At 70.9% G+C, this 21,393-nt stretch carries 23 protein-coding genes and 2 riboswitches; of the genes, 14 read left to right on the top strand and 9 right to left on the bottom strand.

The annotated features are described in order from the left end of the window. From ABD378_RS22850 to ABD378_RS22840, 3 genes are all read left to right on the top strand, one after another. Positions 1-374, top strand: a 374-nt coding sequence (locus ABD378_RS22850; protein WP_344523078.1) for a helix-turn-helix transcriptional regulator, incomplete at its 5' end; no start/stop codon positions are given. 45 nt (positions 375-419) lie between these two features. After that, positions 420-1,091: an RNA polymerase sigma factor gene (locus ABD378_RS22845; RefSeq protein WP_386543813.1), complete on the top strand. Its 672-nt coding sequence runs from the start codon at positions 420-422 to the stop codon at positions 1,089-1,091. Then, positions 1,088-2,224, top strand: coding sequence for a CU044_5270 family protein (locus ABD378_RS22840; protein WP_344523076.1), 1,137 nt, complete (start codon positions 1,088-1,090; stop codon positions 2,222-2,224). The genes ABD378_RS22845 and ABD378_RS22840 overlap by 4 nt, the downstream gene beginning before the upstream one ends. Here the strand turns inward: ABD378_RS22840 and ABD378_RS22835 are convergent. Next, the gene (locus tag ABD378_RS22835) at positions 2,182-2,670 is read right to left on the bottom strand and encodes an ABA4-like family protein (protein WP_344523074.1); all 489 of its coding nucleotides are present in this window, start codon (positions 2,668-2,670) and stop codon (positions 2,182-2,184) included. The genes ABD378_RS22840 and ABD378_RS22835 overlap by 43 nt on opposite strands. Then, the gene (locus ABD378_RS22830; RefSeq protein WP_344523072.1) at positions 2,667-3,608 is read right to left on the bottom strand and encodes a hypothetical protein; all 942 of its coding nucleotides are present in this window, start codon (positions 3,606-3,608) and stop codon (positions 2,667-2,669) included. The genes ABD378_RS22835 and ABD378_RS22830 overlap by 4 nt, the downstream gene beginning before the upstream one ends. 206 nt (positions 3,609-3,814) lie before the next feature. Here ABD378_RS22830 and ABD378_RS22825 point away from each other — a divergent pair, with 206 nt between their 5' ends. Continuing rightward, positions 3,815-4,471: a MerR family transcriptional regulator gene (locus tag ABD378_RS22825; RefSeq protein ID WP_344523070.1), complete on the top strand. Its 657-nt coding sequence runs from the start codon at positions 3,815-3,817 to the stop codon at positions 4,469-4,471. 153 nt (positions 4,472-4,624) lie between these two features. Beyond that, a complete protein-coding gene (locus ABD378_RS22820) occupies positions 4,625-5,203 on the top strand; it encodes a GntR family transcriptional regulator (protein WP_344523068.1) in 579 nt (192 codons plus the stop codon). Here the strand turns inward: ABD378_RS22820 and ABD378_RS22815 are convergent. Further along, on the bottom strand, positions 5,157-5,843 hold the full coding sequence (locus ABD378_RS22815) for a TetR/AcrR family transcriptional regulator (RefSeq protein ID WP_344523066.1): 687 nt from the start codon (positions 5,841-5,843) through the stop codon (positions 5,157-5,159). The two genes, ABD378_RS22820 and ABD378_RS22815, sit on opposite strands and share 47 nt — an antisense overlap. Positions 5,844-6,036: 193 nt before the next feature. Between ABD378_RS22815 and ABD378_RS22810 the strand changes: the two genes are divergently transcribed. Continuing rightward, a complete protein-coding gene (locus ABD378_RS22810) occupies positions 6,037-6,900 on the top strand; it encodes an SDR family oxidoreductase (RefSeq protein ID WP_344523064.1) in 864 nt (287 codons plus the stop codon). Positions 6,901-6,954: 54 nt separating this feature from the next. On the opposite strand, the gene ABD378_RS22805 is transcribed toward ABD378_RS22810, so the two are convergent. After that, positions 6,955-7,647, bottom strand: coding sequence for a FadR/GntR family transcriptional regulator (locus ABD378_RS22805; RefSeq protein ID WP_344523062.1), 693 nt, complete (start codon positions 7,645-7,647; stop codon positions 6,955-6,957). Positions 7,648-7,869: 222 nt separating this feature from the next. Between ABD378_RS22805 and leuA the strand changes: the two genes are divergently transcribed. Then, positions 7,870-9,645, top strand: a complete 1,776-nt coding sequence (gene leuA / locus ABD378_RS22800; RefSeq protein ID WP_344523060.1) for a 2-isopropylmalate synthase — start codon at positions 7,870-7,872, stop codon at positions 9,643-9,645. Further along, entirely contained in the window at positions 9,642-10,532 is an 891-nt protein-coding gene (locus ABD378_RS22795; protein ID WP_344523058.1) for an ABC transporter ATP-binding protein, read from the top strand. Before leuA ends, ABD378_RS22795 begins: the two co-directional genes overlap by 4 nt. A gap of 100 nt (positions 10,533-10,632) precedes the next feature. On the opposite strand, the gene ABD378_RS22790 is transcribed toward ABD378_RS22795, so the two are convergent. Then, on the bottom strand, positions 10,633-10,845 hold the full coding sequence (locus ABD378_RS22790) for an EF-hand domain-containing protein (protein ID WP_344523093.1): 213 nt from the start codon (positions 10,843-10,845) through the stop codon (positions 10,633-10,635). Positions 10,846-10,927: 82 nt separating this feature from the next. On the opposite strand from ABD378_RS22790, the gene ABD378_RS22785 reads away from it, so the two are divergent. From ABD378_RS22785 to ABD378_RS22765, 5 genes are all read left to right on the top strand, one after another. Further along, complete coding sequence (locus ABD378_RS22785; protein ID WP_344523056.1) at positions 10,928-11,587, top strand: GNAT family N-acetyltransferase; 660 nt, start codon at positions 10,928-10,930, stop codon at positions 11,585-11,587. A gap of 82 nt (positions 11,588-11,669) precedes the next feature. Beyond that, positions 11,670-12,332 (top strand): response regulator transcription factor, encoded by a 663-nt coding sequence (locus ABD378_RS22780; RefSeq protein WP_344523091.1) that lies wholly within the window; start codon positions 11,670-11,672, stop codon positions 12,330-12,332. Beyond that, positions 12,329-13,609 carry a sensor histidine kinase gene (locus tag ABD378_RS22775; protein WP_344523054.1) on the top strand — a complete coding sequence of 427 codons (1,281 nt, stop codon included), beginning with the start codon at positions 12,329-12,331 and terminating at the stop codon, positions 13,607-13,609. The genes ABD378_RS22780 and ABD378_RS22775 overlap by 4 nt, the downstream gene beginning before the upstream one ends. Before the next feature lie 351 nt (positions 13,610-13,960). After that, complete coding sequence (locus ABD378_RS22770; RefSeq protein WP_344523052.1) at positions 13,961-15,496, top strand: alpha/beta hydrolase; 1,536 nt, start codon at positions 13,961-13,963, stop codon at positions 15,494-15,496. Positions 15,497-15,658: 162 nt separating this feature from the next. Beyond that, positions 15,659-15,793 carry a hypothetical protein gene (locus ABD378_RS22765; protein WP_344523050.1) on the top strand — a complete coding sequence of 45 codons (135 nt, stop codon included), beginning with the start codon at positions 15,659-15,661 and terminating at the stop codon, positions 15,791-15,793. On the opposite strand, the gene ABD378_RS22760 is transcribed toward ABD378_RS22765, so the two are convergent. The 4 genes from ABD378_RS22760 to gcvT all read right to left on the bottom strand — a co-directional run bounded on the left by ABD378_RS22760 (position 15,780) and on the right by gcvT (position 20,242). Beyond that, positions 15,780-17,150, bottom strand: coding sequence for an L-serine ammonia-lyase (locus ABD378_RS22760; RefSeq protein ID WP_344523089.1), 1,371 nt, complete (start codon positions 17,148-17,150; stop codon positions 15,780-15,782). The genes ABD378_RS22765 and ABD378_RS22760 overlap by 14 nt on opposite strands. A 210-nt stretch (positions 17,151-17,360) precedes the next feature. Continuing rightward, complete coding sequence (glyA, locus tag ABD378_RS22755) at positions 17,361-18,620, bottom strand: serine hydroxymethyltransferase (RefSeq protein WP_344523048.1); 1,260 nt, start codon at positions 18,618-18,620, stop codon at positions 17,361-17,363. Between the two features lie 30 nt (positions 18,621-18,650). After that, the gene (gene gcvH / locus ABD378_RS22750; protein WP_344523046.1) at positions 18,651-19,028 is read right to left on the bottom strand and encodes a glycine cleavage system protein GcvH; all 378 of its coding nucleotides are present in this window, start codon (positions 19,026-19,028) and stop codon (positions 18,651-18,653) included. An 89-nt stretch (positions 19,029-19,117) separates the two neighbouring features. Next, on the bottom strand, positions 19,118-20,242 hold the full coding sequence (gcvT, locus tag ABD378_RS22745; RefSeq protein ID WP_344523044.1) for a glycine cleavage system aminomethyltransferase GcvT: 1,125 nt from the start codon (positions 20,240-20,242) through the stop codon (positions 19,118-19,120). A gap of 35 nt (positions 20,243-20,277) precedes the next feature. After that, positions 20,278-20,389: riboswitch (glycine riboswitch) on the bottom strand. Further along, a riboswitch (glycine riboswitch) is annotated at positions 20,390-20,504 on the bottom strand. A gap of 141 nt (positions 20,505-20,645) precedes the next feature. Between gcvT and ABD378_RS22740 the strand changes: the two genes are divergently transcribed. Further along, on the top strand, positions 20,646-21,332 hold the full coding sequence (locus ABD378_RS22740) for an AAA family ATPase (protein ID WP_344523042.1): 687 nt from the start codon (positions 20,646-20,648) through the stop codon (positions 21,330-21,332). Positions 21,333-21,393 lie beyond the last annotated feature (61 nt).

Here is a 21,393-nt window from a genome sequence, read left to right as displayed (position 1 = left end):
AGCCCGGCCAGCATCCGGCGGGCTGGGCGGCGGCGCTGCGCGACCCGGCGGTGCGGGCCGCGCTGTACGCCATCCATGACGACCCGGCGCGGTCGTGGACGGTCGGGGAGCTGGGGGAGCGGGCGGGTCTGTCGCGCGCTCCGTTCGCCCGCCGGTTCGCGGCGACCGTGGGGTCGCCCCCGCTCGCGTATCTCACGTGGTGGCGGATGACGACGGCCGGTCGGCTGTTGCGCGAGGAGGACCTGCCGCTGCGGCAGGTCGCCGAGCGGGCGGGCTACACCTCGGAGTTCGCCTTCTCCAAGGCGTTCAAGCGGGAGTTCGGTGTGGCGCCCGGGCAGTACCGAAGGGGAGTGGTGAGGAAGGCGCGGGTGTGACGAGGGGCACAGGAACTCGTCGGGGAGCGCGGAGAGATACGTGGTGTGAGCCCTACTGAACTGGGAGATGGCATCCATGCACGTATCCGGGCAGGTGAGCGGGAGGCGTTCGGTGAGTTGTACGAGGCGTACGCGCGGGCGGTCTACAACCACGCCCTCCGGCTGACCGGCGACTGGTCGACCGCCGAGGAGGTCATGTCCGAGACCTTCCTGGCGGCCTGGCGTACCCGCGACCGGCTCGAACCGGACCGCGGTTCGCTCAAGCCGTGGCTGCTCGGCATCGCGACGCACAAGGCGCAGAACGCCAATCGCGGTCTGAGACGGCGGCTCGCCTTTCTGTCCCGTCAGCCGTCACCGCCCCAAGTGGCGGACTTCGCCGAGGAGTCGGCGGGGCGGCTGGACGACGCGCGGCGGCTCGCGGCGGTGCACGGCGCGCTGCGCAGGCTGCGCCGTCAGGAGCGTGAGGTGCTCGTGCTGTGCGTGTGGTCCGGGCTCGACTACGCGCAGGCCGCCGAGGCGCTCGGCGTTCCGGTCGGCACGGTGCGGTCACGGCTCTCGCGGGCGCGTGCGCGGCTGCGGCGGCTCAGCGAGGAGGACGGGGCCGGCAGCGCTGGTGGTACGGAAGTGAAGAACGTGATGGAACCTCTCCGTGGTCGCGGAGAGGTAGAGAGTGAGGCCGCGTTCGCGGCCCTGCCCCTGCGGGAGGAATTCCGATGAACGCCGCCACCCCGTCCCGGGGAGAGGCCGAGGCCGCCGAACTGGCCCGCCTGCTGCCGGAGTCGGCCGAAGACGAATGGGAGCTTCCGCCGGGGCGCCACCTTCACCACAAGGAAACCCTGATGCAGCAGATCGACCGCGACCACGCCATGGACCATCACCACGCCATGGACCACCGGGAGCCCGCTCCCGCGTCGCCCCGCCGCCGATTGCTGCGGCCCGCGGTGATGATGCCCGCCGCCGCGGCGCTCGCCGTGGCCGGGGTCCTGGCCGCCACACTCCCCTCCGGGGGCGCCGACGGCGTACGTGACATGGGCGCGGGCCGGGGCGCCACCCCCGGCGCGGCCGTCACCCTGGACCGGATCGCCACCGCGTCCCTGAAGTCCGGCCCGGAGAGGGTGAAGGACGGCCAGTTCGTCTACGTACGCAGCCTGGTCCAGGAAAACGAGGGTGAGTTCAACGGCAAGGTGAAGCTCGGTACTCCGTTCAAGCGGCAGGTCTGGATGTCGCAGAACCCCGCCCCCGTCACGGCCATCGGCATGATCCGGGAGAGTGGAAAGGGTGCGTCGATGCCGGGCCAGGATCTGCCCGTCGAGGCGTCCGCCGTGGACGGTTCCGACGACACCGGGGCCATCCCGGAGGGGCCCGACAGGCCGACGTACGACTGGCTCGCCTCGCTGCCCACCGACCCCGACGCCCTGCTGAAGAAGCTGTACGCGGAGACGCGGGTGAGCGACGGGCGGGAGACGAAGGCGCAGGCCGTCTTCGACAGGATCGGCGATCTGCTCGCCGAGACGATCATGCCGCCGGAGAACGCCGCCGCCTTCTACAAGGCGGTCGCCAAGCTCCCCGGTGTGACCGAGGTGCCCGACGCGGTGGACGCGGCGGGCCGCCACGGGATCGGCATCACTCTCGATGAGTCGTCGTACGCGACGCGCAGCGAATGGATCTTCGACAAGAAGTCCCTCGCCTACCTCGGCTCGCGCGGCTACATGACCAAGGACCACAAGCCGGGCGGCAAGCCGGGCAAGGCGGGCAACCCCGAGGTGCTCAACGGCAGCGTCGCGGTCCTGGAGCGTGCTGTCGTCGATCAGAAGGGCATGGAGCCCACCGGCGACGCCGACCGCGGCTGATCAAGGCCCCGCTGTGCCGTCCGTGCCGCCCTGGCCACCCGCACCGCCCGCAGCGCCAGGAAGAGCAGCAGCCCGAACGGTGAGAGGAGAATCGTCAGGACCAGGAGCGGTCCCATCACCAGCGGGTGGATGCCGATGCGCCGCGCCTCGCGGTACATCCACTGTCCGATCAGCAGGTCCCAGGCGATGACCTGGGCCCAGATCGCGCCCGCCCCGTTGGCGAGGACGAGCAGTTCGCGGAAGCCGTCGATGTCCGGGCTGCTGACGGCGGCCCAGAGTTCGGGGAAGACGGGCAGTGCCATCGCGACGTAGACGGCGAGGATCGGTACGACGGTGAGGGGTGAGGCGGCGACGCGGGCGGTCGTCCGCCACCCCGGCGCGAAGATCATGAGCAGCCAGACCGGGGCGGCCAGCCAGAAGGAGAGTTCGAAGAGAAAACCGGTCATGACACAAGCTCCTTGCTTTCGTCGTCCTCATCGCTGAGGGCTGATGCCTGAACTCGGCTCGCGCTGGGGGTAGTTGGGGCTCGCAACGCTCCGTACGCACCTACGGCCGTGGCCCCGAGGATCAGTCCCGCCGCCGTCAGCGTCGCGCCGTCCGGATGGATGAGCGGCTGGCCGCGCAGGGCCTGCCAGGTGACCAGGGCGAAGGTGGCCGCGTACGCACCCGAGGCGACGAGTACGAGCCGCAGCCGCACCCGCTCGTCGGCAAGTCGGCCGAAGCGGGAGCGCGCAGCGAGCGCCATCAGCCCCATGAGCAGCAGCGGGAGCAGCTGCAGGGCGTGCATGCCGACGAAGTGCGGGATCCGCAGATCACCGCCGGTGGTCGACCAGCCGGTCAGCGGCATGGACGGGCCGCCGTCCGGTACGCCGACACTGTGGGCGCCGACGATCGATGAGGAACCCCGCTCTTGGTCGGGCGTCGGCTGGGTCATCAGGAACCCGACGGCGGCCCCGGCGAGCGCGATGACGATCCCGCAGCGCATCGCCCAGGCGGAGGCGCGGTCGGCGATCTTGGCCCGCAGCAGCAGGACCGCGATGAGCAGGGTGCCGAGCCACAGGATGACGACGGTCACGGCCATCGCGTTGAACAGGGCTTCGTCGAACGGGGTCTGGTGGTTGAAGTGGCTGCGCTTCCCCCGCACCACCTGCCCGGTGATGATCACCATCTCGACGAGGCTCGACACGGCGACGACCGTGCCCGCCCACCAGCCCGCCTTCCGCCCGCGTCCGCGGTCGATCAGCGACAGCATCCAGGCGAGCGAGAGTCCGTAGGCGACGAACGAGACCGAGAACTTGAACGGCTTGAACCAGATCGGCGAGCCGACGAGTACGCGGTCGTCGACGACCAGGCCGACGCCGGACACGACGGCCAGAGCTGCCATGGACGCGGAGAACGCCACGAGTGGCCGGTGCCATGAACGCCATGAAGACACAGAAATCCCCCAGATTCTGAAATGGATAGTGGCGCTTGCTGCTATCCGATAGCGCCACTATCTATGATGGGGGTGAGGCATGGCAAGGGCGCATCCGGTGGCAGAGTGGCGAGCGGGAGCGCGAACGGGAGAGTCGGCAGGAGAGTGGGCAGACCGTGCGTATTGGCGAGTTGAGCCGCAGGACCGGTGTGCCGGTGCCGACGATCAAGTACTACGTCCGTGAAGGGCTGCTGCCGCCGGGCGAGTTGAGCAGCCCTAACCAGGCGCAGTATGGCGAGGCGCACGAGCGCAGGCTGCGCCTCATCCGCGCGCTGCTCGACGTGGGCGGTCTGAAGGTGGCCGCGATCGCGGAGGTGCTCGGCGCGGTCGACGACCGCGGGCGCCCGCTGCACAAGCTGCTCGGCGCCGCCGCGGACCGCCTCGGCACGGCGGGGGAGGCCGACGACGACGCCGAGGCGGCGGCCGCGGACACGGCGGTCGAGGAGCTGATCGCGCGCCGCGGCTGGCGGACCCACGAGTCGAACCCCGCAGCCGCCGACCTCTCACGAGCCCTGGCCGCCATGGACCGCGTCGGCCACGGAGCGTTCACGGAACTGCTCGACGAGTACGCCGACGCCGCCGAAATGATCGCCCGCGCCGACCTCGGCTACGTGGACCGGCGGGTGGCGGTCGAGGACCTGGTGGAGAGCGTGGTGATCGGCACCGTGCTCGGCGAGGCGGTGTTCAACGCGATGCGGCGGATGGCGCATGTGGATGCGTCGGCGCGGTTGTACGGGGTTGATGGTGCGGGGCGCGAGGGGGAGGCGGGCTAGGCGGGCGATGGGGCTGCCCCGCTCGCGGATCCGTCACACCCGCCATGCCTCGCGCGAACGCCGGCCGCTTCGGAAACGGGTGCGTGATCAGGGAGCGATCTGTCCGAAGTGGGCGCCGAGCCCGTCCCGTTCAAAGGTATGTGGGAGGACGTCATGAGCGACAGCAGTGACTGGACGAGCACCTCGATGCCGTATCTGACGCCACCCGGCAAGGGGAGCCCCGACGTCTGGGGGGCCGAGGCCTCGGCTCAGGGGCGCAAGGGGGGTCAGCGCATTGTTCACGCCGGTGAGGTGCCCGCCCCGTCCGAGGTGGCCGAGCTGTTCTCGGTGCCCGAGGGTGAGCCCGTGATCGTACGTCGCCGAGTGATTCAACTGGACGGCGAGCCTTGCGAGTTGACCGACACCTACTACCCCATCCACATCGCCCGGGGCACCCGGCTCGCGGGCACGGCGAAGATTCCGGGCGGCGCCGTCACGCTGCTTGCGGAGCTCGGGCACGTCGGCGTGCGGGTCCGTGAGGATGTCACTGCCCGCATGCCGAGCGCCGAGGAGCGGGAGGAGCTGCGGTTGGGTCCTGACGAGCCTGTACTCCGGCTGGCCCGGGTCACCCTGGACGACCAGGACCGCGCGATCCAGGCCGACCTGATGACCATGCCGGCCCACCGCGGGCGTCTGCGCTACTGGATCAGCGTTGCAGCCACTCGTCGAGAAGCGCGGCCTCAGCTTTGCTGAGACTGGGCAGTTCCGGCAGGAGGGTGCGGAAGGCCGCAACGACGGCCGCCGGGTCCTGGGTGGGGACAGCGGGCTCATCTACGAGGATGGCGCGAGCGATCGCGTCGAAGGCGGCGTCGGCCAGGCGCGGGTCGCTTTGCTCTGGTGGCAGGGTCAGCAGGGTGTGGACGGTTCCGATCCCTGCCGAGTGGACGAGGTTGACGGCGCGTTCCTCGCTCACCCGGAGCCGCCCGACGGCGGCGATTCTGTGCACACGCTCGGCGAGGATCAGCACGCCCTTGGCCTGTGCCGGGGTGTCGCGTGCGCGGGCCGGGTCGAGCAACAGGCCGTAGACGTACGGGTTGGCCAGGCCGAAGCTGATCTGCGTGTTCCATCCGGCGCGGAGGTCTTCTACAGGGTCGTCCGAGGGCGCGGTGGTCTGCTTGCTCGCCACGTGTTCGGCGAAGACATGTTCCGCGGCGGCATCCAGCAGGTCGTCCTTGTCCTGGAAGAAGCGGTAGAGAGCAGGAGGCTGCAGCCCGGCCTCGTGCGCCACGCGGCGCGTGGTCACCGCGGCCGGACCCTGGTCGCGCAGCAGGCCGGCCGCAGCCTTCACGATGCGGTCCCGGGTGATGTCTCGCCGCTGCGTGTTCGGTGCCATGGAGACGATGGTATCGCCCGTGCGTGACAGCCGATGTTATCGCTGATATTGCCCACTCTCCGCAGGTGACCTGGCAGAAGGTGCTGTTCAGTCGCCCAGGACCCGGATGACTCACACTGGGCGCGACCAATGGAATTATCAGTGATACCGTTATTTCAGTTCCGTTGGAAACATCATCAGACTGGAGTCACCGATGTTGATCGTCACGGGAGCCACCGGCCGCCTCGGGTCGCTGATCGTCAATCGCCTGCTGGAGCGGGTACCGGCCGACAGGATCGGCGTCAGTGTGCGCGACGTGAGCAAGGCCGCCGACCTTGCCGAGCGCGGAGTCCGAGTCCGAGCGGGAGACTTCACCGAACCCGACAGTCTCAAGCGCGCCTTCGAAGGTGCCGAGCGCGTCCTGGTCGTCTCCGCGGCCATCCGGGGCGGCGGCGCGTTGACCGCCAACAGCGCCGCCATCGACGCGGCACGGGAAGCGGGCGCCCAACGCATCCTCTACACCAGCCACCAGGCCGCCTCTCCCACGTCGCTCTTCCCGCCACAGAAGGTCCACGCGGCTACCGAGGAGCACCTCAAGCAGCAAGGAGTCCCCTACACCGCTCTTCGCAACGGGTACTACGCCTCCACCCTGGACTACTACATCCGCGCGGCGCTGGAGACCGGCACGCTCGCCGTGCCGCAGGATGGCCCGGTGTCGTGGACGGCCCACGAGGACCTGGCAGAAGCCGCGGCCTCCGCCCTGACCGAAGACGGTGCACTCGAGGGCATCACGCCGCCGCTGACAGCCCCCCACACGCTGGACTTCGCCGACGTTGCCGAAATCCTCGGCCGCATCACCGGCCGGACCATCACCCGAGTCGTCATGGACGACAACGAGTGGACATCCGCAGCAGTCGCCAGCGGGATGCCGCGGCCGGCTGCGGAGTTCTTCTTGACGATGTTCGCGGCATCGCGCAATGGCGAGTTCAACGCCACCAATCCGACACTGGAAGCCACCATCGGTCACCCCGCGAAGACCGTCCACGAGGTCTTGGAGGCCGCCTTGCGCTCCCGGTGACCACCCATCCGACCACTGCGGCCACGAACTCGGCGAACATTCCCGGTCACAGCACTAGCCGCAGGCCAGCAACCGCCCCAGCGTGTCCTGGAGTTCGGACTGGGCCACGCGTGCCGCCTCCTCCGCGTCCATCGCCTCGACGGCGCGTACGAGGGCGGCGTGGGCGGCGTCCCCGTGGTTTGTCTCCTCCGTGCGTACGTCGATCAGGTCGAGGAGGTTGAGCAGGCCCTCCCGCAGTACGGGGGCGAACTCGGCGAAGAGGTCCGTGAGGACGGGGTTGCGGGCCGCCGCCACGACCGCCGCGTGCAGGGCGATGTCGGCGTCGATGAAGGCGGCGTCGCTCGCCGAAGCGGTGGCCCTGCGGCCTTCGAGTGCGGTGCGCATCGCCGTGATGTCCTCGTCGGTGCGCCGCATCGCCGCGAGCCGCGCCGCCTGCACCTCCACCAGCATCCGCACCTCGTACACGTCCGACACCGCCGCTCGCCGCAGCCGCGTCGGCCAGTCCGCGACCGGTTTCGTCGCGATGACGAAGACGCCGGCGCCCTGGCGGGGTTGGACGAGTCCGGCCCCGGCGAGGGAGCGCAGGGCCTCGCGGACGGTGGAGCGGCCGATGCCGAGCTCCTTGGCGAGGGTCGTCTCGCCGGGGAGCTTGCTGCCGACGGGCCAGTGGCCGCCGGTGATCTGCTCGCGCAGGCGGGTGGTGGCCTGTTCGACCAGGGGGCTGGGGCGCAGGGAGCCGAGCGGCATCCGGGGGATCACCTGTCTGAGGAGCGGAGAGGCTAGAGGGCCTAGTTGTAGTTGTCTGAGGAGTACTTGTCTGAGGAGCTGAGGTGTGGCTAGTGTAGCGGCATGATCTTCTGCGGTCTTCTTCTCGGCTGCCGCGGCGGGGCCTGAAGCGACCGGCACCCCGCCGCGGGGTGCCGTGCTGCCGGTCGGCCACCGACCGCGAGCTGAAGGACACCGCTTCCGATGAGCACCACCGCGTACGACACCGCGTACGACATCGCGTACGACTGGAATCCGCAGCGCCCCAGCCCTATGCCGCACCATCGCTACCGCCCCTACGGGGAGCGGGTCAATGTCCTTTCGCCGGAACGCAGTTGGCCCGGCAACCGCATCGAGCGCGCTCCCCTCTGGGTCCCCGTCGACCTGCGCGACGGCAATCAGGCGCTCGCCGAGCCGATGGACACCGGCCGCAAGCGGCGCTTCTTCGATCTGCTCGTCTCGATGGGGTTCAAGGAGATCGAGGTCGGCTATCCGTCGGCCAGCCGCGCCGACTTCGACTTTGTGCGCGATCTCGCCGCGCTGAGCGCGAGCGGCGGGATCCCCGATGACGTCAGCATCGTCGTCTTCACGCCCGCCAAGCCCGAACTCATCGACCGCACCTTCGCGTCGATCGAGGGGCTGCCCCGCGCCGTCGTGCATCTCTACATCCCCACCTCGCCCGTCTGGCGGGACGTCGTGCTCGGGCGGTCGCGCGCTCAGGTGCGTGACGTCGTCACGGAGGCCGCCACCCACATGGCCCGCCTGGCCGACGCGCGGCCGGGAGCGGACATCCGGTTCCAGTTCTCGCCGGAGACCTTCAACCTCACCGAGCCCGACTACGTACTCGAACTCTGCGACGGGCTCAGTGAGTTGTGGGAGGCCGCTCCCGACCGACCCGTCACCCACAATCTCCCGGCGACCGTCGAGATCGCGACCCCGAACGTGTACGCCGACCAGATCGAGTACCTGCACCGCCATCTCGCCCGGCGCGAATCCGTCATCCTCTCCGTCCACCCCCACAACGACCGCGGCACCGGCGTCGCCTGCGCCGAGCTCGCCGTCCTGGCCGGGGCCCAGCGCGTCGAGGGCTGCCTCTTCGGCAACGGCGAGCGCACCGGCAACGTGGACCTGGTGACCCTGGCCCTGAACCTGTACGCCCAAGGTGTCGACCCCATGGTCGACTTCTCCGACATCGACGCCGTGCGCGAGGTCGTCGAGCACTGCAACCAGCTGCCCGTGCACCCCCGCCACCCCTACGCGGGCGACCTCACCCACACCGCCTTCTCCGGCACTCACCAGGACGCCATCAGCAAGGGCTTCGCCCATCACGCCCGCAGGGCCGCCGAGTTGGGGGTCCCCGAGAGCGAGGCGCCGTGGGACGTGCCGTATCTGCCCATCGACCCCGCCGACATCGGGCGCACCTACGAAGCCGTCATCCGCGTCAACTCCCAGTCGGGCAAGGGCGGCATGGCGTACCTGCTGCAGACCCGGCACGGTCTCGACCTGCCGCGGCGCATGCGGCCCGACTTCTCGCGCGTGGTGCAGGATGCCACCGACGACAGCGGCCAGGAGGCGACAGCCAAGGAGCTGTACGAGCTGTTCCGCGCGACCTACGTCGCGCCGGGGCAGGGCGGCGGCGAGGTGGAGCTGAGCTCCTGGACCACCGACCGGGCCCCGGACGGCGCCCACCGTTTCGTCTGCACCCTCCAAGTCGGCGACCGGACAGGGGACTTCGAGGGCGTGGGCAACGGCCCGCTGTCCGCGTTCACCGAGGCGCTCGCCGCCGCCGGGATCACCGTCGACATCCTCGACTACTCTGAACACGCCACCGGGGCGGGCGGCGCCAGCGAGGCGGTCGCGTACGCGGAGTGCAGGGTGGGCGATGTCGTGCGCTGGGGCGCAGGCCTGGACACCTCGGTCCTGACCGCGTCCGTGCAGGCCGTGCTCGCCGCGGTGAACCGGGTGGGGGCCGCCCGATGATCCCGGCCCCGCACGCCGACGGCGTCACCACCGTCCCGCACGCCGACGGCGTCACCACCGCCCCGCACGCCGCCAGCGTCCCGCGCGCCGACAACGTCACCACCGTCCTGCACGCGGACAACGTCACCGTCGTCCGCGACGACCGGCCCATCCTCGAAGAGGTCACCCTCACCGTCCGCCCCGGCGAGCACTGGGCGCTGCTCGGCGCGAACGGCGCGGGCAAGTCGACCCTGCTCAGCCTCTGCGGCGCCGTCACCCACCCCACGCACGGCACGGTCGAGGTGCTCGGCCGCCGCCTGGGCAGCGTCGACCTGCGTGACCTGCGCGCATACGTAGGTCATGTGAACCCGCGCCATCCGCTCCGCTCGCCCCTGCGGGTCCGCGACGTGGTCCTCACCGGACTCACCAACAGCGTGGAACCGCTGCCCCGTTGGCGCCCCACGCCCGAGCAGGAGGAGCAGGCCGACCGCCTGATCGCGATGCTCGGCCTCGCGCACCGCACGGACGCGCGCTGGCCCACGCTCTCCCAGGGCGAACGCGGACGGACCCTGATCGCACGCTCGCTGATGCCGCGCCCCCGGCTTGTCCTGCTCGACGAACCGGCCACCGGCCTCGACCTCGCGGGCCGCGAACGCCTTCTCGACAGCCTGGACACCCTGCGCGAGACCCACCCCGAGCTCGCCACGGTCCTGGTCACGCACCACCTGGAGGAACTCCCGGCCGGTACGACGCACGCGCTGCTGCTGCGCGACGGCCGCGCGCTCGCATCCGGCGCCGTGGACGACGTACTGACCAGCGACCAGATCACCAAGTGCTTCGACCACCCGGTGCGGTTGGAGCGAACGGAGGGACGGTGGAGCGTGCGGGCGGCGCGCCGCCCCCGCTGAGTACCTGAGTACCTGAGTACCTGAGTATCAGGACCTCACCGACTGCGCGGAAGGGGCCCGGCGCTCGCGCGTGCCGGGCCCCTTCCGCGTCGTACTCCCGCTACTTGTTCAGACTCGCCCAGAACTCGTCGAACGAGAGGCGCTTGTCCTTGTCGGTGTCCTTCGTGCCGATCACGGCCTCGGCCACCGTCTCGGTGACGTAGAAGTCCCCCATCTTCGCCATGGCCGACTTCCACTCGGCCGCCGTGACGAAGCCGTCGCCGTCCGCGTCGAACTGCTCGAACGTCTTACGCGCTTCCTCGATGTCCGCCACCGGATCCACCCCTTCTTCGTGCACTACTGACGGGGATTAGGGTATCGGCCGTCCGGGGGACGCGATCACAAGGAGTACGCCCATGGCCAGCACCCCTGCCACGCTCGGGTCGATCCTCGACGCGGCGGCCCACGGGCAGTTCCCGCCGCCCGACGGCACCACCACCGTCGTGCCGCAGCCCTGCCACCGCGACGCGGGCGTGATCGCCTTCACCGCGCACTCCGTCGTCTTCACGGACGAGGACCCGCAGTGGGTGCACACCACCCTCGCCGCGCTCGACTGCGATCCGCTGGCCGCCACGATGAACCCCCTGTTCCTCGCCGCCTTCCTGCGGCGTACGGGACGCGCGGCGGACACCACCGACCTCCTGACCGTGGCCGACGCCCTGCCGGGCGGGCCCGAACCGGCCCTGGGGCTCCGCGAGATCGACGACCCGGACCACCCCCGGGTGGTGCGGGCCCGCAAGCGCCGCGACGACGTGCGGGTGTGGGCGTCCGCGGGCGGCGGAGTGCTTGTGCTCGGGCGCGGGCTCGCCGGGCGCTGGGAGGCGGCGATCGAGGTCGACGAGGACGTACGACACCGGGGGCTCGGCCGGTCGCTCGCGCTCGCGGCCCGGCATCTGGTGCCCGACGGGTGCCCGGTGTGGGCCCAGCAGTCACCGGGGAACGCGCGCAGTGTGCGGGTCTTTCAGGCAGCGGGGTACCGACCGGTGGGGGCGGAGGCGTTGTTCTTCGCGCGGTGAGGCCCTGTGAGGGCCAGCCGCACGGCCCGTGGCGCGGAAGAACCGCCCCCCTCACCCGCTCTATAGGGTGGGCGGCGTGCGAGTGCTGCTGGTCGAGGACGACGACAATCTGCGGTTCGGGGTCGCGGCAGCGCTGCGCGCCGCCGGTCTCGCCGTCGACGAGACAGTGGACCTCCCGCAGGCCGACGAGGCCCTCTTCGTCACCGCCTACGACTGCGCCGTCTTCGACCGGATGCTGCCGTCAGGCGACGCCGCCCCCTACGTGGAGGAACTGCGCCGCACGGGCGGCGCCGTCCCCGTGCTCTTCCTGACGGCGCGCGACACCGTCGCCGACCGCGTCGAGGGCTTCGCGAGCGGGGGCGACGACTACCTGGTCAAGCCGTTCGCCGTGCCGGAGCTGGTCGCAAGGGTGCGCAGCCTGTGCCGCCGCGCCGGGGTCGTACGGCCGCCCGTCCACCGTGTCGCCGACGTCGAGATCGACACCGCGCGCCGGCAGGTCCGCCGCGCCGGACTGCTGCTCACGCTCACCAGCAGGGAGTTCGCCGTTCTCGAGGTCCTCGCGGCGCGCGCCGACCAGGCGGTGTCCCGGGCCGAACTCATCGAGAGCTGCTGGGACGAGATGACCGAGCCGCAGTCCAACGTCCTGGAGGTGCTCGTCTCCCAGCTCCGCCGCAAGCTGGGGGACCCGCCGCTGATCCGCACCGTGCGCGGGGTCGGCTACCGCCTGGCCCCCGAAGGCTCATGACGTCGCGACCGCTCACTCCCACCGCTCGCGTACGCAGGCTGCGCCGGCGCATCACCGCGCTGTTCGCGCTCACCAGCGCGGTGGGCCTGGTGGGCATGGCGGTGTTCGCCGTCCAGAGCGACGACCGGCGCTGGCGCCAGCAGCTCGACGGCACGATGGGCCAGGACACCAGCTGGGCGATCGGTCTCCTCGTGACGGACGAGGACGACCGCCTCGACGCGCGTGAGCTGGCCGAGACGATGGGTACGGGCTGCCCGCCCCTGACGGTCCTTTCGGTGCCGTCGGCCGACGACGCGGGCCTCCAGGTCGACCACGCACCGCGCCGCCCCTGCCTCACTGTCGGACCCGCCGACATACAGGCGGCGGGGGAGGCCGCGATCCACGCCGAGGACACGGCGGCTTCCGACCGGCGCACGACGGACGGCCGCCCGGTCCGGCTGCTCTCCGAGCCCTTCTACGCTCCCGACGCGGTGGCGGGCGAAGGCCCGCAGGGCGCCATCGTCACGATGGCCGAGACGTCGGACCAGCGGGCCGACCACCGCCGCCTGACGTGGCTCGTGGCGGGGGCCTGCACCGTCCTTGTCTGCCTGTCGGCGGCGGTCGGCCACCTGCTCTCCGGCCGTGCGATCCGCCCCGCGCTCGCGGCCCTGCGCCAGCAGGAGGCGTTCCTCGCCGACGCCGCGCACGACCTGCGCACGCCGGCCGCCTCGCTGCGTACGCTCGCCGAGACCGCGCTGCGCGGCGAGACGGACCGTACGGATGTGCTGCGCCGTACGTTGCGTCTCGCGGACGGGATGGGCGGCCTCGTCGACGGGCTGCTGACCCGGGCCAGGCTGATGTCCGGCGTCGAGACGCTCGCGCGGGAGCCGCTGCGGCTCGACCAGTTGGTGGAGGGGGTCGTCGAGGACACCCCGGGGGCCGGGCATCGGGTGACGGTCGAGACGCAGGACACCGTGGTCGTGGCCGACCCCGACCTTGTCCGGCGGGCGGTGGCGAACCTGCTGGGCAACGCGTTCGCCCATGGCCATGCGCCCGGTGAGTCCGCCGACGTCCGCGTCACGGTCACCCGCGACGGCACGGTGACCATCGACGACGCGGGCCCCGGCCTGCCGCCCCGCGTCGCGGACGCCCTCTTCGAACGCTTCCGCAGCGGGGCGGGGTCCACGGGCCTGGGCCTTTCGATCGCGGCCTGGGTGGCCCACGCACACGGAGGCACCTTGACGGTTCTCCCGGGGCAGCGGGGCGGCGCCCACTTCGCCCTGAAGCTGCCGAGCTAGCCCTGACGGTTCCCGCCCGCAGCCCGCTGCCCGGCGCCGAACAGACCTTTCCCGCCCACCCGCCCGTTCACCCCGCATCCGCCCCTGCACGAACAAGCTTTCCCGCCCACCCGCCCGATTGCCCCGCAGCGACCATCGATTGGCTGCAGTCGGCAGCGCTCGCGAGGGGACGGGCCGGTATGTCTGCCCGGAGCACGGTTCGCAGGACTCCCCAGCCGAAGTAGCCCCGCGGTCACCGGACGATAGCGAGGACGGACATACCGGCGCGGCCCCGCACCCCCCGGCCCCCCTCATCAAATCCTCAGCATGGTCCAGGCACGCTGGCCTGAACCGATCTTTGGGAGCAACCCGTTGAACCGCGCCGTCCGCCGTCGCCCTCTCCTTCTCGCCCTCGCTCTGGCCGTCCTCGGAGCCACCTCGCTCGTCGGCTGTACGGCCGCGGAACGGTCCGACGAGCTGAAGGCCTTCTACGGGCAGAAGCTGAAGTGGAAGGACTGCGGCGACCTCAAGTGCGCCCGGCTGACCGTCCCCCGGGACTACGCCCACCCCGAGAACGGCAAGACCTTCGTCCTGCCGGTGGCCAAGGCCGCCACCCCGCATCCGGACCGGCGCATCGGGTCGCTCGTCTACAACCCGGGCGGCCCGGGAGCCGGTGGCGTGGACGACCTCAAGTCGGACGGCGGCGAATCCTTCGGCACCAAGGTGCGCGCCCGCTTCGACATCGTCTCCTTCGATCCGCGGGGCGTGGGAGGCAGCAAACCCGCCGTGAAGTGCGCGGACGAGGACGCGGAGGGTGAGGTTCAGCCGCTCCGCCCGCGCACAGCGGACGACCGCGCCCGTGCGCTCGCCGGGGCACGGGCCACCGCCGCGGCCTGCGTGAAGGGAAGCGGCGGCATCCTGCGGCAGGTCGGCACCGAGGACGCGGCCCGCGACATGGACGTACTGCGCGCGGCCCTCGGCGACGTCGAACTCACCTATCTGGGCTGGTCGTACGGAACAAGCCTCGGCACCTCGTACGCCGAACTCTTCCCGCACCGCGTCCGCGCACTGGCCCTAGACGGCGCCGTCGACCCGTCGCTCGGCTGGTCGGAACGTGCCGTGAGCCAGGCCGTGGGGTTCCGCAGGGCCGTCGACGACTACGCCGAGCACTGCGCGGATGTCGCGGGCGACAGCTGCCCCGGCCGCACACCGGAGGAGATATCCGGCCTGATCGACGGTCTTTACGAGCAGGCGGCCCGCGAACCCCTGCCGGTCGACGGCGACGAGTACGGCGACGAGTACGGCGTCGACGCGCGGACGCTGCTCGACGTCGTCACCACCGCGATGTACACGCCGGAAGACGAGTGGGAGGGCCTGTCCGAGGCACTGAGCGACGCGGCTCGCGGCGACGGCACCAAGCTGGCGGACCTCGCGTCGGCGGACGAACCCACCACCGAGTCCAGCCGCAGAGCGCGCGGCACCGACAACGGCAACACCGACAACAGCGACACCGCCATCCTCGCCGTCAGCTGCCTCGACACCCCGCACCCCCGAGGCGACGCCCCCTACTGGAAGGCCCTGGACCGCGCCGACAAGGCCGCGGGCGTCTACGGCACGACGAGCGTGACCGACGAACTCACCTGCGAGGACTGGCCCGCAGGCACCCAGCGCCCCCACAAGGTCCGTGCGGACGGCGTGCCCCCGGTCCTGGTGATCGGCACCACCGGCGACCCGGCCACTCCGTACGAGGAGGCCGAGAGCCTGGCGGACCAGTTCCCCGGCGGCATGCTCCTGACGTACGAGGGCCTCGGCCACACGGCATACGGCCGCAGCAACGCCTGCGTCACGGACGCCGTCGACGCCTACCTCACCGACCTGAAGCCGGTCCGCCCCGGCGCCACTTGCTAGCAACTCGCCGGCACGGCGAGCACGGCGGACACCGCGCCGCCACCTGCCTGAGCGGAACCCTGAAGTACGACCACCGCGGACACCGGCGCCGAAACCAGCCTGGAGAACGACGCCGCCACCCCGGGGTGGGACACCGGCGACTGGAAGCGCACCCTGCGCCTCATGGCCGCCGAGCCCAGCGACGACTTCCGCGAGTACTTCACCGTCGACCGCCCCAAGGCGTCCCCGCCGCTGAGTACGACAGGAGCGGCGGCCGGCATCCTCACCGGCCACACCAACACCATCAGCACTCGATGATGTTGACCGCCAGACCGCCCCGCGCCGTCTCCTTGTACTTCACGCTCATGTCGGCGCCGGTCTCCTTCATGGTCTTGATGACCTTGTCGAGGGACACCTTGTGGCTGCCGTCGCCGCGCATCGCCATCTTCGCGGCGGTGACCGCCTTGACCGCCGCCATGCCGTTGCGCTCGATGCACGGGATCTGGACGAGCCCGCCGACCGGGTCGCAGGTCAGGCCGAGGTTGTGCTCCATGCCGATCTCGGCCGCGTTCTCGACCTGCTCGGGGCTGCCGCCGAGCACCTCGGCGAAGGCGCCCGCCGCCATCGAGCAGGCGGAGCCGACCTCGCCCTGGCAGCCGACCTCGGCGCCCGAGATCGAGGCGTTCTCCTTGAAGAGCATGCCGATGGCGCCCGCGGAGAGGAGGAAGCGGACCACGCCGTCCTCGTCGGCGCCGGGCACGAAGTTCATGTAGTAGTGCAGGACCGCCGGGATGATGCCCGCGGCGCCGTTCGTCGGGGCGGTCACGACACGGCCGCCCGCGGCGTTCTCCTCGTTCACCGCCATCGCGTACAGCGTGATCCACTCCATGGCGCGGGCCTGCGGGTCGCCCTCGGCGCGCAGCTGGCGTGCGGAGTTGGCCGCGCGGCGGCGGACCTTGAGGCCGCCCGGCAGGATGCCCTCGCGGGACATGCCGCGGGACACGCACGCCTGCATCACGCGCCAGATGTCGAGCAGGCCCTCGCGGATCTCCGCCTCGGTGCGCCAGGCCTTCTCGTTCTCCAGCATCAGGGCGGAGATGGACAGGCCGGTCTCGTCGGCGAGGCGCAGCAGCTCGTCGCCGGTGCGGAAGGGGTGCTTGAGGACCGTGTCGTCCGGCACGATCGGGTTCTCGCCCGCGACCGCGTCGTCGTCGACCACGAAGCCGCCGCCCACGGAGTAGTACGTCTTCTCCAGGACGAGGGCGCCCTCACGGTCGTACGCGAAGATCGTCATGCCGTTGGCGTGGTACGGCAGGGCCTTGCGGCGGTGCAGGACCAGGTCCTCGTCGAAGGCGAAGTCGATCTCGTGCATGCCGAGGAGGTTGAGGCGTCCGGTGCTCTTGATCTGCTCGACGCGGTCGTCGGCGAACTCGACGTCGACCGAGCGCGGGGACTCGCCCTCCAGGCCGAGCAGGACCGCCTTCGGGGTGCCGTGGCCGTGGCCGGTCGCGCCGAGTGAGCCGTAGAGCTCGGCGCGTATGGCGGTGGTGTGGGCCATCAGGCCCTCGTTCTTGAGGCGGCTCGCGAAGATGCGGGCGGCGCGCATGGGACCGACCGTGTGGGAGCTGGACGGGCCGATGCCGATCGAGAACAGGTCGAAGACCGAGAGGGCCACGAGGAACTCCAATGGTGGTTGGTAGACGCCGTTGTCTGCCGGGGTGGTGCAGAGAACTACGGAAGAGCACTACGGAAGAGCACTACGGAAAAGAACTACGGAAGAGCCCTACGCAAGCGGGGCATGAGCCGGGGCACCGCATTCACTGTCTTCACTGTCCAGTGTGCGCGGTGCCCCGAAGATTCGTACGAAGGAAAGCGTACGAAAATGCTACAGGTTGGGGTACAGCGGGTGCTTTGCTGCCAAGGCCGAGACGCGGGCCTTGAGCGACTCCGCGTCGAAGTCCGGCTTCAGGGCCTCGGCGATGACGTCGGCGACCTCACGGAAGTCGTCCTCCTGGAAGCCACGGGTCGCGAGCGCGGGCGTACCGATCCGCAGGCCCGAGGTCACCATCGGGGGGCGCGGGTCGTTCGGGACCGCGTTGCGGTTGACCGTGATGCCGACCTCGTGGAGGCGGTCCTCGGCCTGCTGGCCGTCGAGCTCGGAGTTGCGCAGGTCCACGAGGACCAGGTGCACGTCCGTGCCGCCGGACAGGACGTCGACGCCGACGGCCTTCGCGTCGTCCTGCACCAGGCGCTCGGCCAGGATGCGGGCGCCGTCCAGGGTGCGCTGCTGGCGCTCCTTGAACTCCTCGGAGGCCGCGACCTTGAAGGAGACGGCCTTGGCCGCGATCACGTGCTCCAGGGGGCCGCCCTGGAAGCCGGGGAAGACCGCGGAGTTCAGCTTCTTCGCGAACTCCTTGCTGCGGGCCAGGATGACGCCGCCGCGCGGGCCGCCGAGCGTCTTGTGCGTGGTGGAGGTCACCACGTCCGCGTACGGCACCGGGTTCGGGTGCAGCCCTGCGGCGACGAGCCCGGCGAAGTGCGCCATGTCGACCCACAGGTAGGCGCCGACCTCGTCGGCGATCCGGCGGAACTCGGCGAAGTCCAGCTGGCGCGGGTAGGCGGACCAGCCCGCGATGATCACCTTCGGGCTGTTCTCCTTGGCCAGGCGCTCGACCTCGGCCATGTCCACAAGACCGGCCTCGTCGACGTGGTACGCGACCACGTTGAACTGCTTGCCGGAGAAGTTCAGGCGCATGCCGTGGGTGAGGTGGCCGCCGTGCGCCAGGTCAAGGCCGAGGATCGTGTCGCCGGGCTTGGCGATCGCGAAGAGGGCGGCCTGGTTGGCGGAGGCGCCGGAGTGCGGCTGGACGTTGGCGTACTCGGCGCCGAACAGGTCCTTGATCCGGTCGATCGCGATCTGCTCGGTGACGTCGACGTGCTCGCAGCCGCCGTAGTAGCGGCGGCCGGGGTAGCCCTCGGCGTACTTGTTGGTGAGGACCGTGCCCTGGGCCTCCATGACCGCGACCGGAGCGAAGTTCTCCGAGGCGATCATTTCCAGGGTGGACTGCTGACGGTGGAGCTCGGCGTCGACGGCGGCGGCGACGTCCGGGTCCAGCTCGTGGAGAGGGGTGTTGAGAAGCGACATCAGGTGGTCCCTAAGGGTCTTCGGGGGGCTTCAGCTGCCGGAGAACTCGGTGTACTCGTCCGCGGAGAGCAGGTCCTTCGGCTCCTCCGTGATCCGTACCTTGAAGAGCCAACCACCCTCGAACGGGGCGGAGTTGACCTTCGACGGGTCGTCCACGACGTCCTGGTTCGACTCGACGACCTCGCCGCTCACCGGCGAGTACAGGTCGCTGACCGACTTCGTCGACTCGAGCTCGCCGCAGGTCTCGCCCGCGGTCACCGCGGCGCCGGCCTCGGGAAGGTCCGCGTAGACGACGTCACCGAGCGCGTTGGCCGCGTGCTCCGTGATGCCGACCGTCGCCACACCGTCCTCGGTGGCCGAGAGCCACTCGTGCTCCTTGCTGTAACGCAGCTGCTGGGGGTTGCTCATGACCTGAATTCTCCTGTACGCGGGTGGGTGCTGCGGAACGAGAAAGATGTGCGTGGGGTCACTTCCGGGTTACCACTGGGGCGGAAGTGTCACTTCTGGCGCTTGTAGAACGGCAGCGCCACGACCTCGTACGGCTCGTGCGTGCCCCGGATGTCCACGCCGACACCCTTGGTCCCGGGGGTCGCGTGCGCCGCGTCGACGTACGCGATGGCGATCGGCTTGCCCAGCGTCGGGGAGGGCGCACCAGAGGTGACCTCGCCGATGATCTTGCCGTCGGCGACCACGGAGAAGCCCGCCCGCGGAATGCGGCGGCCGGAAGCGATCAGGCCCACCAGCTTGCGCGGGGGAGCGGTCTCGGCGCGCTCGGCGGCGGCCGCGAGCGCCTCGCGCCCCACGAAGGTGTCGGACTGCGAGGTCTTCTCGAACTTCACGACCCGGCCGAGACCGGCGTCGAAGGGCGTCAGCTCCGCGGTCAGCTCGTGCCCGTACAGCGGCATGCCCGCCTCAAGGCGCAGCGTGTCGCGGCAGGAGAGCCCGGCCGGGACCAGACCGACGGGCTCGCCCGCCTCCATCAGCGCACCCCACAGCTTCTCGGCGTCACCGGGCGCGACGAAGAGCTCGAAGCCGTCCTCGCCGGTGTAGCCCGTGCGGGCGATCAGCGCGGGGACGCCCGCGACGGTGCCCGGCAGGCCCGCGTAGTACTTCAGGCCGTCCAGGTCGGCGTCCGTGAGTGACTTCAGGATGCCGGGGGACTCGGGGCCCTGGACGGCGAGCAGGGCGTACGCGTCGCGGTCGTCGCGGACCTCGGCGTCGAAGCTGTCGGCGCGGGCGGTGAGCGCGTCGAGCACTACCTGCGCGTTCGAGGCGTTGGCGACAATCATGTACTCGGTCTCGCCGAGGCGGTAGACGATCAGGTCGTCCAGGATGCCGCCGTCCTCGGCACAGATCATCGTGTAGCGGGCGCGGCCGACGCCGACGGAGCCGATGTTGCCGACCAGCGAGAAGTTCAGGAAGTTCACGGCTTCAGGGCCTGTGACCGTGATCTCGCCCATGTGGGAGAGGTCGAAGAGACCGGCCTTGGTGCGGACGGCGATGTGCTCGTCGCGCTCGCTGGCGTAGCGGAGCGGCATGTCCCAGCCCGCGAAGTCGGTCATCGTCGCGCCGAGCGCACGGTGCACGGCGTCGAGGGCGGTCAGACGGGGGGCGGTACTCATACGTGGAACTCCCAGGGCATGACGGGCGAGGTCGATCCTCCCCATCTGTCATCGGAACCTGAGAGGTTCACCACGACCCGTCCGTATAAGGGGTCATGACTTGCACCTTGGGTGGAGCCGCGTGGGCGGCCCGCTTTTCAGATGTGCCTCGCCCGCGCGGTACGGGGCCTGAGAGATTCAAGGGAGGGACTTGCTCCTTCGGCGCCCCGGTGCGTCGTCATGTCGTACGACGGTTCACCGGGAACTCTCCCGCGCGGATTCAAACGGCCTGTATGGAGTTTGCGCGCACATCATTGCACGGGGCTCCGTCACAGGGCAGTGCCAGTCGAGTAATGCCCTTGTGCCGCATTACCTTCTCTTTACACTTGCCGGGGAAGCTGCGGTAAGCAGGTACGTGACCGCTATGGGGAGGCCGATCACGGTGCGCAGGACGAGCGTCTACGCGACCAACACAGGGGTGGCCCTGCCCAAACAGGCCGCCGCCCCCACCAGGGAGAGCTGCGGCCCCCTGCCGGCGGCCGTCGTCCGCGACCTGCGGCAGCGGACCGGCCACAGTCCGCACCGGCTCACGTTCGGCGAAGGCGACCTGATCGTCGTCTCCGGGCTGCCGGGCAGCGGCAAGTCCACGCTGATGCGCAGAGCCGTCGCGGGCCCGCGCATCGACTCGCAGGACACCCGCGACCGCTGGGCCCGGCGCATGCCGACCCTGCTGCCGTACGCGGTGTACCGCCCCCTGGTCCGCCTCGCGCACTACGCGGGCCTGCGCAGGGCCCTGCGCTCCGGCGAGAGTGTCGTGGTGCACGACTGCGGCACCCAGGCGTGGGTGCGCCGCTGGCTGGCCCGCGAGGCCGTGCGGCGCGGCACGACGCTGCACCTGCTGCTGCTGGACGTGCCGCCGGACACCGCCATAGAGGGCCAGCTCTCGCGCGGCCGCGGCGTGTCGCGGTACGCCTTCGCGCGCCACCGCAGGACGGTCGCCCGTCTGGTGGGCGCCGCCGAGCGGGGCGATCTGCCGCGCGGCTGCGGCTCGGCGGTGCTGCTCGACCGGACGGCGGCCGGCGTGCTGCGGGGGATCGGCTTCGGGGACTGAGCCGCCCGCCGCGTCGGGGGCCGCCCGTCACGTTAGGGTCGTGCCGCAGGCGGAGCGGGAC

Origin of the sequence: Streptomyces rectiviolaceus (assembly GCF_039533825.1) — a bacterium.
Classification (GTDB): Bacteria; Actinomycetota; Actinomycetes; order Streptomycetales; family Streptomycetaceae; genus Streptomyces; species Streptomyces rectiviolaceus.
Note: the sequence above shows the minus strand (reverse complement) of the source record. Positions and strands in the feature narration are given on the sequence as shown.